Below are 12,978 nucleotides of genomic sequence, written 5' to 3' on the forward strand. Positions count from 1 at the left end.
AGTGAACGCAAGGTGAACCGTGTCCGGCGGCCCGGTGCCGCTCCCGGGATTGCCTCGATCGAGGGCGTGGTCACGCCGGCGGCGTCGGTGGGGCGGTGGTGCGCGGTGGGAGTCAGGCGGTGTGCAGCGCCTGGAGAAGGGCGTCGACCAGCGTGCGGTCGCGGGGCTGCGTGAGGCGCTCGCGCGCGGCGGCGGGCGGCAGCCAGACGATGCGGTCGACCTCGCGGCTGGCGGCGAAGGACCCCGAGCGGGCCTCGGCGGCCCAGTACGTGACGTGCTTGGGGCGCCCGCCCGCGATGTAGCGGACGGAGGGCAGCCGGGCCCCCGGGACGCACCGGTGGCCGGTCTCCTCCAGGACCTCGCGCAGAGCGGCACCGATGGCGTCCTCACCGTGCTTGAGCTTGCCCTTGGGGTGCGACCAGTCGTCGTACTCGGGCCGGTGGACGAGGCAGATCTCGATGCCGTCGTGTCCGTGCGGCGACCGGCGCCACAGCACGACGCCGGCGGCGAGCACCGTGCCGTCGTTCATGGCGCGCTGACGGTCACCGTGGCGTGCCGCCATTCCTGCTGGAAGGCGAACCTGGCGGCCTCGACCTCGTGCCGCTGGTCGGCGTGGAGCACACCGAGGGCGTACGCGGTGGCCGGTGCGATCCGGGGCGTACGGGCGGCCGCCGCGGCGGCCTCGGACGCCTCGGCGGCGTCGCGGTGGTGGTCCAGCACCCGCCCGGCGTGGCACAGGACCGGGTCGGCACCGGGGTGCAGTACCTCCTGGGCGTAGCGGTGCAGCCGCACCAGCCTGCGGACCTCGTGCCAGGGGGCGTCCTGCTCCTCGCCGGCAGTGGCGGTCGTGAGGCCGTTGACCAGGGCGTCCGCGTTGTACGGGTGGGCCGCGCGGCCCAGGGGGAGCTGGGCGACGGCGTCCAGCAGGCGACGCTCCGCGACCTCGGCGAGCAGGCCGAGCGTGTCGGCGGCCGGGCCGGCGGCCGCGGGGGCCAGGGGGAGGTCGGAGGCCAGTAAGGCGACGGCGTCGGCGACGGCGTGGAACCGGGAGGAGCCGAGCGCCTGCAGCGCGGCGGAGTGCGCCCTCGTCCGGGCGAGGGTGAGCTGCCGCTCCAGCAGGGCGCCGGCCCGCGCGGCACCGACGTTGAGCACGCCACCGCGCGCGGCCCCGGCCCCGCGCCCCGGGCTTGCGGGGCCGTCGGCCCCGGCCCCGTGGCCTGCGCCGAGGTTGTGGCCGGCCGGGGATCCCCCGCCGCCTGCCGCGTCCCGCCCGGCGCGACTGCCCACGGCGGCCGTCGGGCCGCCGGCTTCAGGCGCGGCGCACCGGGCCGGGGCGGCGTGCAGCGGGGAGAGTTCCGTCCTCGCCGGCGGGAGCGGGGACGCGCCCGACAGGCGGGACAGGGCGTCCAGCAGGCGGGACAGGCGGGACGTGCAGGCGTGTTCCAGTGCCAGCGTCGAGGAGAGCCAGCCCAGTTCCGTGCGCAGGTCGTCCGCCCACGCCGGGTCCAGCAGCGGGCGGAAGGTGTACAGCGTCCCGCTGATCCGGCGCGCCGCCGCCCTCAGGGCGCGCGCCGCCTCCGAGGCGCCCGCCGTGTCCGCACCGCTCTCGCCGTGCAGCCGCAGGCTGCGCAGGAAGTCCCCCGCCTGCGCGTGGAGGTAGTGGGCCACCGCCTCGCCCGCCGTGGCGGTGTCGCGGGAAAGTTCAGGGCTGTGCACGCCGGCGCCTCCGGGCGTCTATGAGCATCTCCTGTACGTGCCGCAGCGGCTGACCGTCGGAGTCCGTGGCGTGCCGGGTCCACGCGCCGTCCGGGCCGAGGTGCCAGGACGACGTGGTGTCGGACATGCCCGTCTCCAGCAGCCGGGTCAGGGCCGCGCGGTGGGCCGGGTCGGTGACCCGTACCAGTGCCTCGATGCGGCGATCGAGGTTGCGGTGCATCATGTCGGCGCTTCCGAACCACACCTCCGGCTCGCCCCCGTTGCCGAAGGCGAAGACGCGGGAGTGCTCCAGGAAGCGGCCGAGTATCGAGCGCACCCGGACGTTCTCCGAGAGGCCCGCCACACCGGGGCGTATCGCGCAGATGCCGCGTACCCAGATGTCGACCGGGACGCCGGCCGCCGCCGCCCGGTAGCAGGCGTCGATGATCGCCTCGTCCACCATGGAGTTGACCTTGATGCGGACATAGGCGGGGCGTCCGGCGCGGTGGTGGGTGATCTCCTTGTTGATCCGCGAGATCAGCCCGTCCCGCAGCGACTTTGGCGCGACCAGCAGCCTGCGGTAGGTCTCGCGGCGCGAGTAGCCGGAGAGCCGGTTGAAGAGGTCGGAGAGGTCCGCGCCGACCTGCGGGTCCGCGGTCAGCAGCCCCAGGTCCTCGTAGAGCCGGGCGGTCTTGGGGTGGTAGTTGCCGGTGCCGACGTGCGAGTAGCGCCGCAGCGTCTCGCCCTCCTGGCGTACGACGAGCGACAGCTTGCAGTGCGTTTTGAGGCCCACGAGCCCGTAGACGACATGGCAGCCGGCCTCCTCCAGCTTGCGCGCCCACTTGATGTTGGCCTGCTCGTCGAAGCGGGCCTTGATCTCGACCAGGACGAGGACCTGCTTGCCGGACTCGGCAGCGTCGATGAGCGCGTCGACGATCGGGGAGTCGCCGGAGGTGCGGTACAGCGTCTGCTTGATGGCGAGGACGTCGGGGTCGGCCGCGGCCTGCTCCAGGAAGGCCTGGACGGAGGTGGAGAACGAGTCGTACGGGTGGTGCAGCAGCACGTCCCGTTCGCGCAGGGCCATGAAGATGTCGGGCGCGGACGCGGACTCGACCTCGGCCAGGTCCCGGTGCGTGCCCGCGACGAACTTCGGGAACTTCAGCTCGGGCCGGTCCAGCGCCGAGATCCCGAACAGACCGGTGAGGTCCAGCGGCCCGGGCAGCGGGTACACCTCGGCGTCGGAGACCTTCAGCTCGCGCACCAGCAGGTCGAGCACGTACGGGTCGATGGACTCCTCGACCTCCAGGCGGACCGGCGGGCCGAAGCGGCGCCGCATGAGCTCCTTCTCCAGGGCCTGCAGCAGGTTCTCGGCGTCGTCCTCCTCGACCTCCAGGTCCTCGTTCCGGGTCACCCGGAACATGTGGTGGGCGAGGACCTCCATGCCCGGGAACAGCTCTTCGAGGTGCGCCGCGATGACGTCCTCCAGCGGCACGTACCGCTGCGGGCTGGCCTCCAGGAAGCGGGAGAGCAGCGGCGGCACCTTGACGCGGGCGAAGTGGCGGTGGCCGCTGACCGGGTTGCGCACGACGACGGCGAGGTTCAGCGAGAGTCCCGAGATGTACGGGAAGGGGTGCGCGGGGTCCACGGCCAGCGGCGTGAGGACCGGGAAGATCTGCTGCCGGAACAGGGTGAAGAGGCGGGCCTGCTCCTTCTCGGTGAGCTCGGGCCAGCGGATGAGGTGGATGCCCTCGTCGGCGAGCGCGGGGGCGACGTCCTGCTGGAAGCAGGCGGCGTGGCGGGCCATGATCTCGCGCGAGCGGGTCCAGATCAGGTCGAGGACCTCGCGGGGCTGGAGGCCCGAGGCCGAGCGGGTGGCGACGCCGGTGGCGATGCGGCGCTTCAGTCCGGCCACCCGGACCATGAAGAACTCGTCCAGGTTGGACGCGAAGATCGCGAGGAAGTTGGCCCGCTCCAGCAGGGGCGTGGCCGGATCCTCGGCGAGCTCCAGGACACGTTCGTTGAACGCGAGCCAACTGCGCTCGCGGTCGAGGAACCGCCCCTGGGGCAGCTCGCCGGCGAGCGCTTGCTCCGCGTCCTCCACGTACGTGTCGAGATCCGCGTCGATGTCGGGTTCGAGATCGGAGACGGTGGCGGCCACGGTGTGCGGCCGGTGTGCGGCTATGGACGCGACGGACGGCTGGGGGTGCTGGACCGGGACCTCGGCGGGCTGCTGGCTCATGAACCCATTCTTCCGCGCGGAAAGAGTCACCGGCGCGTCGGAGAGGGCCGGGGCGAGGGCTTTTCTCCCGTTGGGGGAGTCGGGCACAGCGGGCTGCATTGGCCGAGGGTCGCAAGAGTGTCTGAATGCCCGGTAACGACGACATGACGTGAGGGAAAGCGTGGCAGGGCCCCCCGGGGGGACGCGGGGGCCCCGCCGGGGCGTCAGCCGTGCCGTCGCCGGAAGATCCGGAACGCGGCGCAAGCGGCGACGGCGGCGACGGTGAGGACGATGCCGGTCTCGACGAGCTGGAGCGGCCACAGGTGCGATGCCGGATGGTAGTCGTACCAGCGACCGACGATGTCGTGCTCGGCGAAGCAGGCTGGGCGGTCGACGACGAGGCACATGTCACCGAGGCGCTCGCCGGACGAGGTGAGCAGTCCGGTGTCGGTGACCAGCCGGTCCTCCATGAGAGGGAACGAGTCCGGGTCGGTCCGTGTGCCGGTCGTGGTCGTCCACAGGCTGCCCCACCGCGACGACATGGCGAGCAGGACGGCTCCCGTCACCGTTCCCGCGACGGACATGGCGGCCAGCGTGCGGCGCACCAGCAGCCCGGTGAGCGCGCCCACCGCGACCGCGAGCAGGCCGTAGGCGATCGCCGTAGGCCCGATGGCGAGGAAGACATGGCGCGAGTACCAGCGCAGGTGCGTGTTCGTGGACACCGGTTCCCAGGCCAGGCGGAAGACGCCGATCAGGGCGGCCATGAGGGCCGTGACGGTCACGGCGGGGACCGTCACCTTGGTCGCGAACCACCGCAGCGGCGTCACCGACTGCGACCAGGCCAGCTTGTACGTCCCGCTCTCCAGCTCCCGGGCGACCACCGGGCCCGCCACGGCGGCCGCGACCAGCAGCGGCAGCAGCATGGCGGCCAGGCCCGCGTACTCGACGATCACCAGGAGCGCGCTGCGTACATCGGAACGGGGGAACAGGTTGCGGTCGAAGTCGTCGGGCGGGGTCGCCTCGAACCAGATCCGCAGACCCGCCGCGACGGCGGCGGACAGCACCAGCGCCCCGGCCGCGACGCCGAGGAGGGTGCGGTGCTGGCGGACGACGACCCAGGCGGCGCCGCGCAGGATGCCGCCGGTGCCGGGGGACAACGCACTCATGCCGCCACCGCCGCGTCCGTCGTCAGCAGGGCGGGGGCCCCGGGGGAGCGGAGATGGGCCATGAGCAGCTCCTCCAGGGAGGGGGCCGACGTCTGCCAGACGGGGTCGAGGACGCCCTGCGGGCGTATCAGCGCCGTGAGCTGACGCCCTGTCGTACGAGACTCCACGACGGTGTGCGGCGCGAGGTCCGAGACGGGGCCGGTGAGCAGGGTGTGCGCGGCGAGCAGGTCCTCGGTGTCGCCGGCGAGGCGGAGGCGGCCGCCGTCGACGAGCAGGACGTAGTCGCAGGTCGACTCCAGCTCGGACAGGATGTGTGAGGAGATCACGACTGTCGTGCCGTGCTCGGCGGCCTCGGCCATGAGGGTGCCCATGAGCCGGTGGCGCGCCAGGGGGTCGAGGTCGGCCATCGGCTCGTCCAGCAGCATCAGTTCGGGGCGTTTGCCGAGCGCGAGGGCGAGCGCGACGCGGGTGCGCTGGCCGCCGGAGAGCGTACGGACACGGGTGCCGGCGCCTAGACCGCCCTCCTCGACGATCCGCTCGGCGAGGGCCTGGTCCCAGCGCCCCGGGTTGAGTTCGCGGCCCAGGCGGAGGGTGTCGGCGACGGTCAGCTGGGGGTAGAGGGGTTTGTCCTGGGCGACGTACGCAATGTGTTCACGCACGGAGGCGGGCTCGGCGCCGAGCACCCGCAGGGCGCCCTCGCCGGGGCGCGTGAGCCCCGCGGCCAGCGCGAGCAGGGTGGATTTCCCGGCGCCGTTGGGCCCGGCCAGGGCGCACACCCGCCCCGCGGGCAACCGGAACGAGCAGTCGCGCAGGGCCGGGCGGCCCTGTCTGCGGTACGTCTTGCCGAGGCCGTTCGCCTCGATCGCGGTCGCGGTCATGCGCCGTCCCCCTTGTGTCCGTGCGGTTCCTCTTCCTCCAGCACGGAGGCGAGGAGCGCGGTGATGTCGTCCGTCTCCAGTCCCGTCGCGCGGGCCCGCGCGACCCAGTCGGCGAGCTCCGCGCGCAGCGGTGTGCCGGCCGCCTGGCCGCCGAGGGTCCGGGTCACGAAGGTGCCGAGACCGCGGCGGGGCTCGACGAGTCCCTCGCGTTCGAGTTCGCGGTAGGCCTTGAGCACGGTGTTCGGGTTGATCGCCGTGGCCTCGACGACCTCGCGGGCCGTGGGCAGGCGGTCCCCGGGCCGCAGCAGTCCGAGGCGCAGGGCCTGTTTGGTCTGCTGGACGATCTGGAGATAGGTGGCGACGCCACTGCGCCGGTCGATGCGGAACTCGACCACGTCACTGCACCACCCTTTCACTAATTGAGTAGTGAAAGGGTGGTGCAAGAGAGGGGGCGGTGTCAATGACGCCGCCCCCTCTGCCGGTTGGCGGGCCGGATCAGGTCTCGGTGCGGTACATGAGATCCACCTCGTGGGTCACGAAGCCGAGTTGTTCGTACACCCGCAGCGCCGCCAGGTTGTCCGCGTCCACGTAGAGCATCGCCGTCGGCAGGCCCTGGGCCGCGAGGTGGCGCAGGCCGGTCGCCGTGAGGGCCCTGCCGAGGCCGCCGCCCTGGGCGTCGGGGCTGATGCCGACGACGTAGACCTCGCCGAGCTGTTCCTCCGCGTGCACCTTCGTCCAGTGGAAGCCGACGATCCGGCCCTCCCGCTCGGCCAGGAAGAAGCCCTTGGGGTCGAACCAAGGCTCGGCCTTGCGGTCGTCCAGGTCCCGCTGCGTCAGCGAGCCCTGCTCGGGGTGGTGGGCGAACGCCGCGGCGTTCACCGCGAGCCATTCGGCGTCGTCCTGCCCCGGCACGAACGTCCGTACGGTGACACCCGGCGGGTAGGTCGGCTCGGGGATGCTCTGGGGGCTCAACGGGCGCCGCAACTGGCGCAGTTCGCGGAAGAGCGTCAGGCCGAGGACCTGCGCCATATGCCGGGCCGCGGACTTCCCGCCGTGCGCCCACATCCGCAGCCGCTTGCCCGAGGCGTCGAGGAGCGTCGTCCCCAGGGCCCGTCCGTGGCCGCGTCCGCGGTGGCCCGGGTGGACGACGAGCTCGGCGGCCGGGGCCTCGACGGGGTCGGTGTCCTCCAGCTGCGCGTAGCCGACGAGCTGTCCCTCGACGGAGACCAGGAAGTGCTGTACGCCTTCCCGCCGGCCGCCGCGCAGCTGCAGCCGGCCCTGCTCGGACACGGCCTGCATCCCGTCGGACCGGGCGGCCTCGGCGAGCAGCTCGGACACGGCCTCGGCCTGCTCGGCGGTGAGTTCCTCCAGGGACTGGATCTGCCGGCCGGGCTCCGGAATCACTGCGTCGATCGTCATGTGTCGAGGGTACGGCGGTGGGTGGCACCGCGGGCAGCGTCCGCCACGGGATGTGTCACCCGACGGGGGCGGCCTCCGGCCGCGTGGCCGAGTCATGCACCCGGGCGGGGGTGCCGCAGACGGCGGCTACGCCGTCGGAGTGACGCGGCCCGCCGAGGCGGGAGCCCCGCGACGCGCCTTCCCGCCTCACCCCGAGCCGGGACGCGCCGCACCCGCGTGCGGCCACCCGTGCCGTGCCTCACCCGCGCCGTGCCCCCACCCGCGCCGTGCCCCCACGCGCGCCGCGCCCGGCCTGAGGCGAGCCCGCCCGCGACGCGCCCGCCCGCGACGCGCCCGCCCGCGACGGCCCCGCCTGCGGCCCGCCCCGCCCGCCGATGCCCCCCGCGTTGGAGGGGCATGGCGGCCCGCGCGGTCAATTCGACCGGTACGTCCCGTTCCTGAGTGATGGCAACCAGGTCGTAACCCGTATCCCCCTGTCGCGCTACGCGCGTTGACTCTAGGCTGCCGCTCGCCCCTCTCTCCCCGTTTGACCTGACAAGGAGACAGATGTCAGCGACACCACCCCACCACCGCGCGGACAGGCGGACCCGGCGCGTGCTCGTCGCCGCCGCCGGCCTGGCCACGGTCGGCGCGCTCGCGGCCGCGCTGCCGGCCGGCGCCACCGGCGCCGACCGGCAGGGCTCCGGTGACCACCACCCGCGGACCGTCGATGTGCAGCTGCTCTCCTTCAACGACCTGCACGGCAACCTGGAGCCGCCGGCCGGCTCGGCCGGCACCGTCTCCGAGAAGCAGGCCGACGGCACGGTCAAGACGATCCCGGCCGGTGGTGTCGAGTACCTCGCGACCTCGCTGCGCACCGCGCGCCAGGGCCACCCGTACTCCGTCACCGCCGCCGCCGGCGACCTGGTGGGCGCGAGCCCGCTGCTGTCGGGTCTCTTCCACGACGAGCCGACCGTGGAGGCGCTCAACAAGCTGGACCTCGACGTGACGGGCGTGGGCAACCACGAGTTCGACGAGGGCGCCGTCGAGCTGGCCCGCCTGCAGAACGGCGGCTGCCACCCGACCGACGGCTGCTTCGAGGAGGGCAAGGAGTTCGAGGGCGCGGACTTCCCCTACCTCGCGGCGAACGTCACCAGGGAGTCGACCGGCAAGCCGATCCTCAAGCCGTACACGGTCTGGAAGAAGGACGGCGTCAAGATCGGCTTCATCGGGGTGACCCTGGAGGGCACGCCGGACATCGTCAGCGCCAACGGCATCAAGGGCCTGAAGTTCCACGACGAGATCGAGACCGTCAACAGGTACGCCCGCGAGCTGGACCGCAAGGGCGTGAAGTCGATCGTCGCGCTCATCCACGAGGGCGGCTCGCCCGCCTCCACCTCGTACAACTACGACTGCGACTCGCCGGGTGCGGGCGACGGCATCTCGGGCCCGATCGTCGACATCGCCAAGGGCATCACGCCCAAGGTCGACGCCCTGGTCACCGGCCACACCCACCAGGCGTACGTGTGCACGGTCCCGGACCCGGCCGGGAAGCCGCGCATGGTCACCTCGGCGTCCTCGTACGGCAAGCTCTACACGGACACCACGCTCACCTACGACCGGCGGACCGGCGACATCGTCCGTACGTCGGTGAAGTCGGCGAACCACGTCGTCAGCCGTGACCAGGCCAAGGCCCAGGACATGACGGACCTGATCACGCGCTGGAACAAGCTGGCCGCCCCGATCGCGAACCGCCCCCAGGGCTTCATCTCCGCCGACATCAACGGCCGCGGCGCGACGACCCCGGAGAAGCCGCTCGGCGACCTGATCGCGGACGCGCAGCTCGCGGGCCTCGCCCCGGCCGACAAGGGCGGCGCCCAGCTGGCGCTGATGAACCCGGGCGGTATCCGCTCCGACCTGGTCTACAAGGCGTCGGGCAGTGAGGGCGACGGTGTGGTGACGTACGGCGAGGCCTTCACGGTCCAGCCGTTCACCAACATGATGAATGTCGTGGACCTGACCGGCGCGCAGCTGATCACCGCGCTCCAGCAGCAGGTCAGCGGCCCGAACGAGGCGTCGCCGAAGATCCTCCAGGTCTCGAAGGGCTTCGCCTACACCCTGGACCTGACGAAGACCGGCGCCGACCGGGTCGTCGTGAGCTCGGTGAAGCTCAACGGCGAGGCGATCGACCCGGCGAGGACGTACCGGGTCGCGATGAACGAGTTCCTCGCGGGCGGCGGTGACGGTTTCACGGTCCTGAAGGAGCACACCAACAAGCTGGTGGGCGCCTCCGACCTGGATGTCTTCAACGCCTACCTGGCGGCCAACTCCTCGGCGTCCGCGCCGATCGCGCCGCCGGCGGCGGACCGCATCACGGTCATCCGGTAAGCGGTCGGTGCAGGACGGTGGGGCGGCGGTCCGGGGGGCCCGCCGCCCCATCGGCGTTTCCGCGGGCGCTTTCCGGCCGGTCCAGACCTTTGGGCGGAGCGAGACGTCGGGGCCCTGGCGTACCTTGTCGTGTTCGCGTCATACTCCCGGCCATGGACCGACGGAGATTTCTCGCGGGTGCGGCGGCCTTCTCCGCCGCCGCCCTCATCGGCGCCCCCCACGCCGCCGCCGCACCGCGCCGCACCCTGTCCGCGCAGGACTGGATGGCCGGTGCCGCCGACTCGACTCCCCTCCAGCGCCTGACGATTCCCGGCACCCACGACTCGGGCGCCCGGTTCGGCGGGCTGTGGACGGAGTGTCAGAACACGACCGTCGCGGAGCAACTGAACAGCGGCATCCGCTTTCTCGACGTCCGGTGCCGGGTGACCGGCGGCTCGTTCGCCATCCATCACGGGCCGTACTACCAGAACCTGATGTTCGGCGACGTCCTCGTCGCCTGCCGAGACTTCCTCGCCGCGCACCCGTCCGAGACGGTGCTGATGCGGGTCAAGCAGGAGTACTCCGAGGAGAGCGACGCGACCTTCCGCGCGGTCTTCGACGACTACCTCGACCGCCGGGGCTGGCGGTCGCTGTTCCGCATCGGCGACAGCATCCCCGCGCTCGGCCAGGCGCGCGGCAGGGTCGTCCTCCTCGGCGACAACGGCGGCCTGCCCGGAGTGCGGTACGCGGACGGCGCGCTCTTCGACATCCAGGACGACTGGAACGCGGCGCCGAACGCCAAGTACCCGAAGATCGAGGCGCACTTCCGCAAGGCCGTGGAGCAGCCGGGGAAGCTGTTCGTCAACTACGTGAGCACGGCGGCGTACCTGCCGCCGCGCTGGAACTCCGACAACCTCAACCCGCGCGTCCACGCCTTCCTCGACGGCTCGGTGGCGGGCGGCTGGCGCGGGCTCGGAATCGTCCCCATGGACTTCCCCAACACCCGCGCGGGACTGGTCGACTCCCTCATCCGACACAACGGCTGACGGGGCAGCGGGACCGCCGCTACGGCCGTCGCCCTACTGAACGGTGGACGGGGGCGGCGTCGCGGCGCCCGGCAGGCGGATCACCGCGCGCGTTCCGCCGCCCTCCGCCGCGGCGAGCGCCACCTCGCCGCCCGCCTGCTGGACGGTACGGGCCACGATCGACAGCCCGAGACCCGAGCCCGGCAGCGACCGCGCCGACGGCGAGCGCCAGAACCGCTCGAAGACGTGCGGCAGTTCCTCCCCCGGGATGCCGGGCCCGTGGTCCCGGACGGTCAGTTCGCCGTCCAGCAGGCGCACCTCGATCGCGCCGCCGGGCGGCGAGAACTTCACCGCGTTGTCCAGGACGTTGACCAGCGCCCGTTCCAGGGCGGCCTGATCAGCGCGTACGTACCAGGGCCGGACGTCGGCCTCGAAGCTCAGCTCCGGTCCGCGCAGCCGGGCCCGCTCCAGCGCGCCGTCGACGATCTCGTGCAGCGCCACGACCTGCACCTGGCGGCCGTGGGCCGCGCTGTCCGGGCGGGACAGCTCCTGCAGGTCGCCGATCAGCGACGCCAGTTCCGTCATCTGCGCCTTGACCGACGCGAGCAGGGCCCGGCGGTCGTCGGGCGGGATCGCGCGTCCGGTGTCCTCGCTGCGGGCGAGCAGTTCGATGTTCGTCCGCAGCGAGGTCAGCGGCGTGCGCAGCTCGTGGCCTGCGTCGGCGATGAGCTGCTGCTGGAGGTCGCGCGACGAGGCGAGCGCGGCGGTCATGGCGTTGAACGAGCGCGACAGCCGGGCGATCTCGTCGTTCCCGTCGACCGGGATGCGCACGCTCAGGTCCTCGGTGCGGGCCACGTGCTCGACGGCGCCGGTCAGCCGGTCCACGGGCGAGAGCCCGGTGCGCGCGACCCACAGCCCGGCCGCGCCCGCGCCGAACACCCCGATGCCGGAGACGACGAGCAACAGCAGGGCCAGCTCGCGCAGCGTGTTCTCGGTCTCCGCGAGCGGGAACGCGTACATGACGGCCGTGTCCCGGACGACCCCGCCGCCCGGCGGGGCCGCGACGGCCGCGACGGTCAGCACCCGCACCGACCGGCCTTCCGTGTCCGTGCCGTTGCGATACGCCTCGATCGCCGGGTCTCCGGCCCGCGCCACGTCCCGGTCGGCCGCGGTGACGCGGACCGTGCCGGCGTAGTTCCTGGCGAAGACGCACGGCCGGTCGTCGTCGGCGCGCGCGAGCTGGAAGTAGTAGTCGGACCGCGGCCCCTGGAAATCGGCCGGGTCGGAGGTCTCCTGGGCACAGCTGCTCAGCGTGGTGGCGATGTCGATGGCCCGCAGCGGCGTGTTCTCGTTCGCCGAGTGCAGCTTGCCGTCCACCTCGTCGTACAGCTTGCCGCGCACGACGAACCAGCACACGGTGGAGACGACAGCGACCGCCGCCGCGACCGCCGTCGCCACCAGCAGCGCGAGCCGGGAACGCAGCGGCAGGGCACGGAAGCGTGCGATCACTCCGGGCCACCCGATCGCAGCACGTAGCCCACGCCGCGCACGGTGTGCACGAGCCGCGGCTCACCGGCCGCCTCCGTCTTGCGCCGCAGATACATCACGTACACGTCCAGCGAGTTGGAACTGGGCTCGAAGTCGAAGCCCCACACGGACTTCAGGATCTGCTCACGGGTGAGGACCTGGCGCGGATGGGCCAGGAACAGTTCGAGCAGGGTGAACTCGGTACGGGTCAGCTCGACGTGGCGGGTGCCGCGGGTGACCTCCCGGGTCGCCAGGTCCATGCGCAGATCGGCGAACGCCAGCACGTCCTCGTCCCCCGCGGCCTCGGCCGCGGCGGCGTACGCGCTGCGCCGCAGCAGGGCGCGGATACGGGCGAACAGCTCGTCCAGCTCGAACGGTTTGACCAGGTAGTCGTCGGCGCCCGCGTCCAGCCCGGTGACGCGGTCGCCGACCGTGTCGCGGGCCGTCAGCATCAGGATCGGCACCCGGGACCCGGCGGACCGCAGCCGGCGGGCCGCGGTCAGGCCGTCCATCCGGGGCATCTGGATGTCGAGGACGACGAGATCGGGGGCGTACGCCTCCGCCTTGGCGAGCGCGTCGACGCCGTCGACGGCGACCTCGGTGCCGTACCCCTCGAAGGCGAGGGAGCGCCGCAGCGCCTCGCGCACGGCGGGCTCGTCGTCGACGATGAGGATGCGGTCGCCTTCAGTCATGGACCCAGCCTC

11 protein-coding genes are annotated in these 12,978 nt (G+C 72.8%); 2 read left to right on the top strand and 9 right to left on the bottom strand.

From position 1 onward, the window contains the following. Positions 1 to 112 precede the first annotated feature (112 nt). The 7 genes from QFZ82_RS21755 to mshD form a co-directional block, all read right to left on the bottom strand. On the bottom strand, positions 113 to 529 hold the full coding sequence (locus QFZ82_RS21755; RefSeq protein WP_307714740.1) for an NUDIX hydrolase: 417 nt from the start codon (positions 527 to 529) through the stop codon (positions 113 to 115). After that, positions 526 to 1,716 carry a CHAD domain-containing protein gene (locus tag QFZ82_RS21760; RefSeq protein ID WP_307714741.1) on the bottom strand — a complete coding sequence of 397 codons (1,191 nt, stop codon included), beginning with the start codon at positions 1,714 to 1,716 and terminating at the stop codon, positions 526 to 528. The genes QFZ82_RS21755 and QFZ82_RS21760 overlap by 4 nt, the downstream gene beginning before the upstream one ends. Continuing rightward, positions 1,703 to 3,934 carry an RNA degradosome polyphosphate kinase gene (locus QFZ82_RS21765; protein WP_307714742.1) on the bottom strand — a complete coding sequence of 744 codons (2,232 nt, stop codon included), beginning with the start codon at positions 3,932 to 3,934 and terminating at the stop codon, positions 1,703 to 1,705. Before QFZ82_RS21765 ends, QFZ82_RS21760 begins: the two co-directional genes overlap by 14 nt. 203 nt (positions 3,935 to 4,137) lie before the next feature. Further along, on the bottom strand, positions 4,138 to 5,079 hold the full coding sequence (locus QFZ82_RS21770) for an ABC transporter permease (RefSeq protein ID WP_307714743.1): 942 nt from the start codon (positions 5,077 to 5,079) through the stop codon (positions 4,138 to 4,140). Continuing rightward, complete coding sequence (locus QFZ82_RS21775; protein ID WP_307714744.1) at positions 5,076 to 5,957, bottom strand: ABC transporter ATP-binding protein; 882 nt, start codon at positions 5,955 to 5,957, stop codon at positions 5,076 to 5,078. The genes QFZ82_RS21770 and QFZ82_RS21775 overlap by 4 nt, the downstream gene beginning before the upstream one ends. Next, positions 5,954 to 6,352 carry a GntR family transcriptional regulator gene (locus QFZ82_RS21780; RefSeq protein ID WP_307714745.1) on the bottom strand — a complete coding sequence of 133 codons (399 nt, stop codon included), beginning with the start codon at positions 6,350 to 6,352 and terminating at the stop codon, positions 5,954 to 5,956. Before QFZ82_RS21780 ends, QFZ82_RS21775 begins: the two co-directional genes overlap by 4 nt. 100 nt (positions 6,353 to 6,452) lie before the next feature. Further along, complete coding sequence (gene mshD, locus QFZ82_RS21785) at positions 6,453 to 7,376, bottom strand: mycothiol synthase (RefSeq protein ID WP_307714746.1); 924 nt, start codon at positions 7,374 to 7,376, stop codon at positions 6,453 to 6,455. Positions 7,377 to 7,922: 546 nt separating this feature from the next. Here mshD and QFZ82_RS21790 point away from each other — a divergent pair. Continuing rightward, positions 7,923 to 9,743, top strand: a complete 1,821-nt coding sequence (locus tag QFZ82_RS21790; RefSeq protein WP_307714747.1) for a bifunctional UDP-sugar hydrolase/5'-nucleotidase — start codon at positions 7,923 to 7,925, stop codon at positions 9,741 to 9,743. 152 nt (positions 9,744 to 9,895) lie between these two features. Then, on the top strand, positions 9,896 to 10,768 hold the full coding sequence (locus tag QFZ82_RS21795) for a phosphatidylinositol-specific phospholipase C (protein ID WP_307714748.1): 873 nt from the start codon (positions 9,896 to 9,898) through the stop codon (positions 10,766 to 10,768). Between the two features lie 33 nt (positions 10,769 to 10,801). Here the strand turns inward: QFZ82_RS21795 and QFZ82_RS21800 are convergent, their stop codons facing one another. Continuing rightward, positions 10,802 to 12,256, bottom strand: coding sequence for a cell wall metabolism sensor histidine kinase WalK (locus QFZ82_RS21800; protein ID WP_307714749.1), 1,455 nt, complete (start codon positions 12,254 to 12,256; stop codon positions 10,802 to 10,804). Then, on the bottom strand, positions 12,253 to 12,966 hold the full coding sequence (locus QFZ82_RS21805) for a response regulator transcription factor (protein WP_307714750.1): 714 nt from the start codon (positions 12,964 to 12,966) through the stop codon (positions 12,253 to 12,255). Before QFZ82_RS21805 ends, QFZ82_RS21800 begins: the two co-directional genes overlap by 4 nt. Positions 12,967 to 12,978: the final 12 nt, after the last annotated feature.

The organism is Streptomyces sp. V4I23 (assembly GCF_030817975.1).
Taxonomy (GTDB): Bacteria; Actinomycetota; Actinomycetes; order Streptomycetales; family Streptomycetaceae; genus Streptomyces.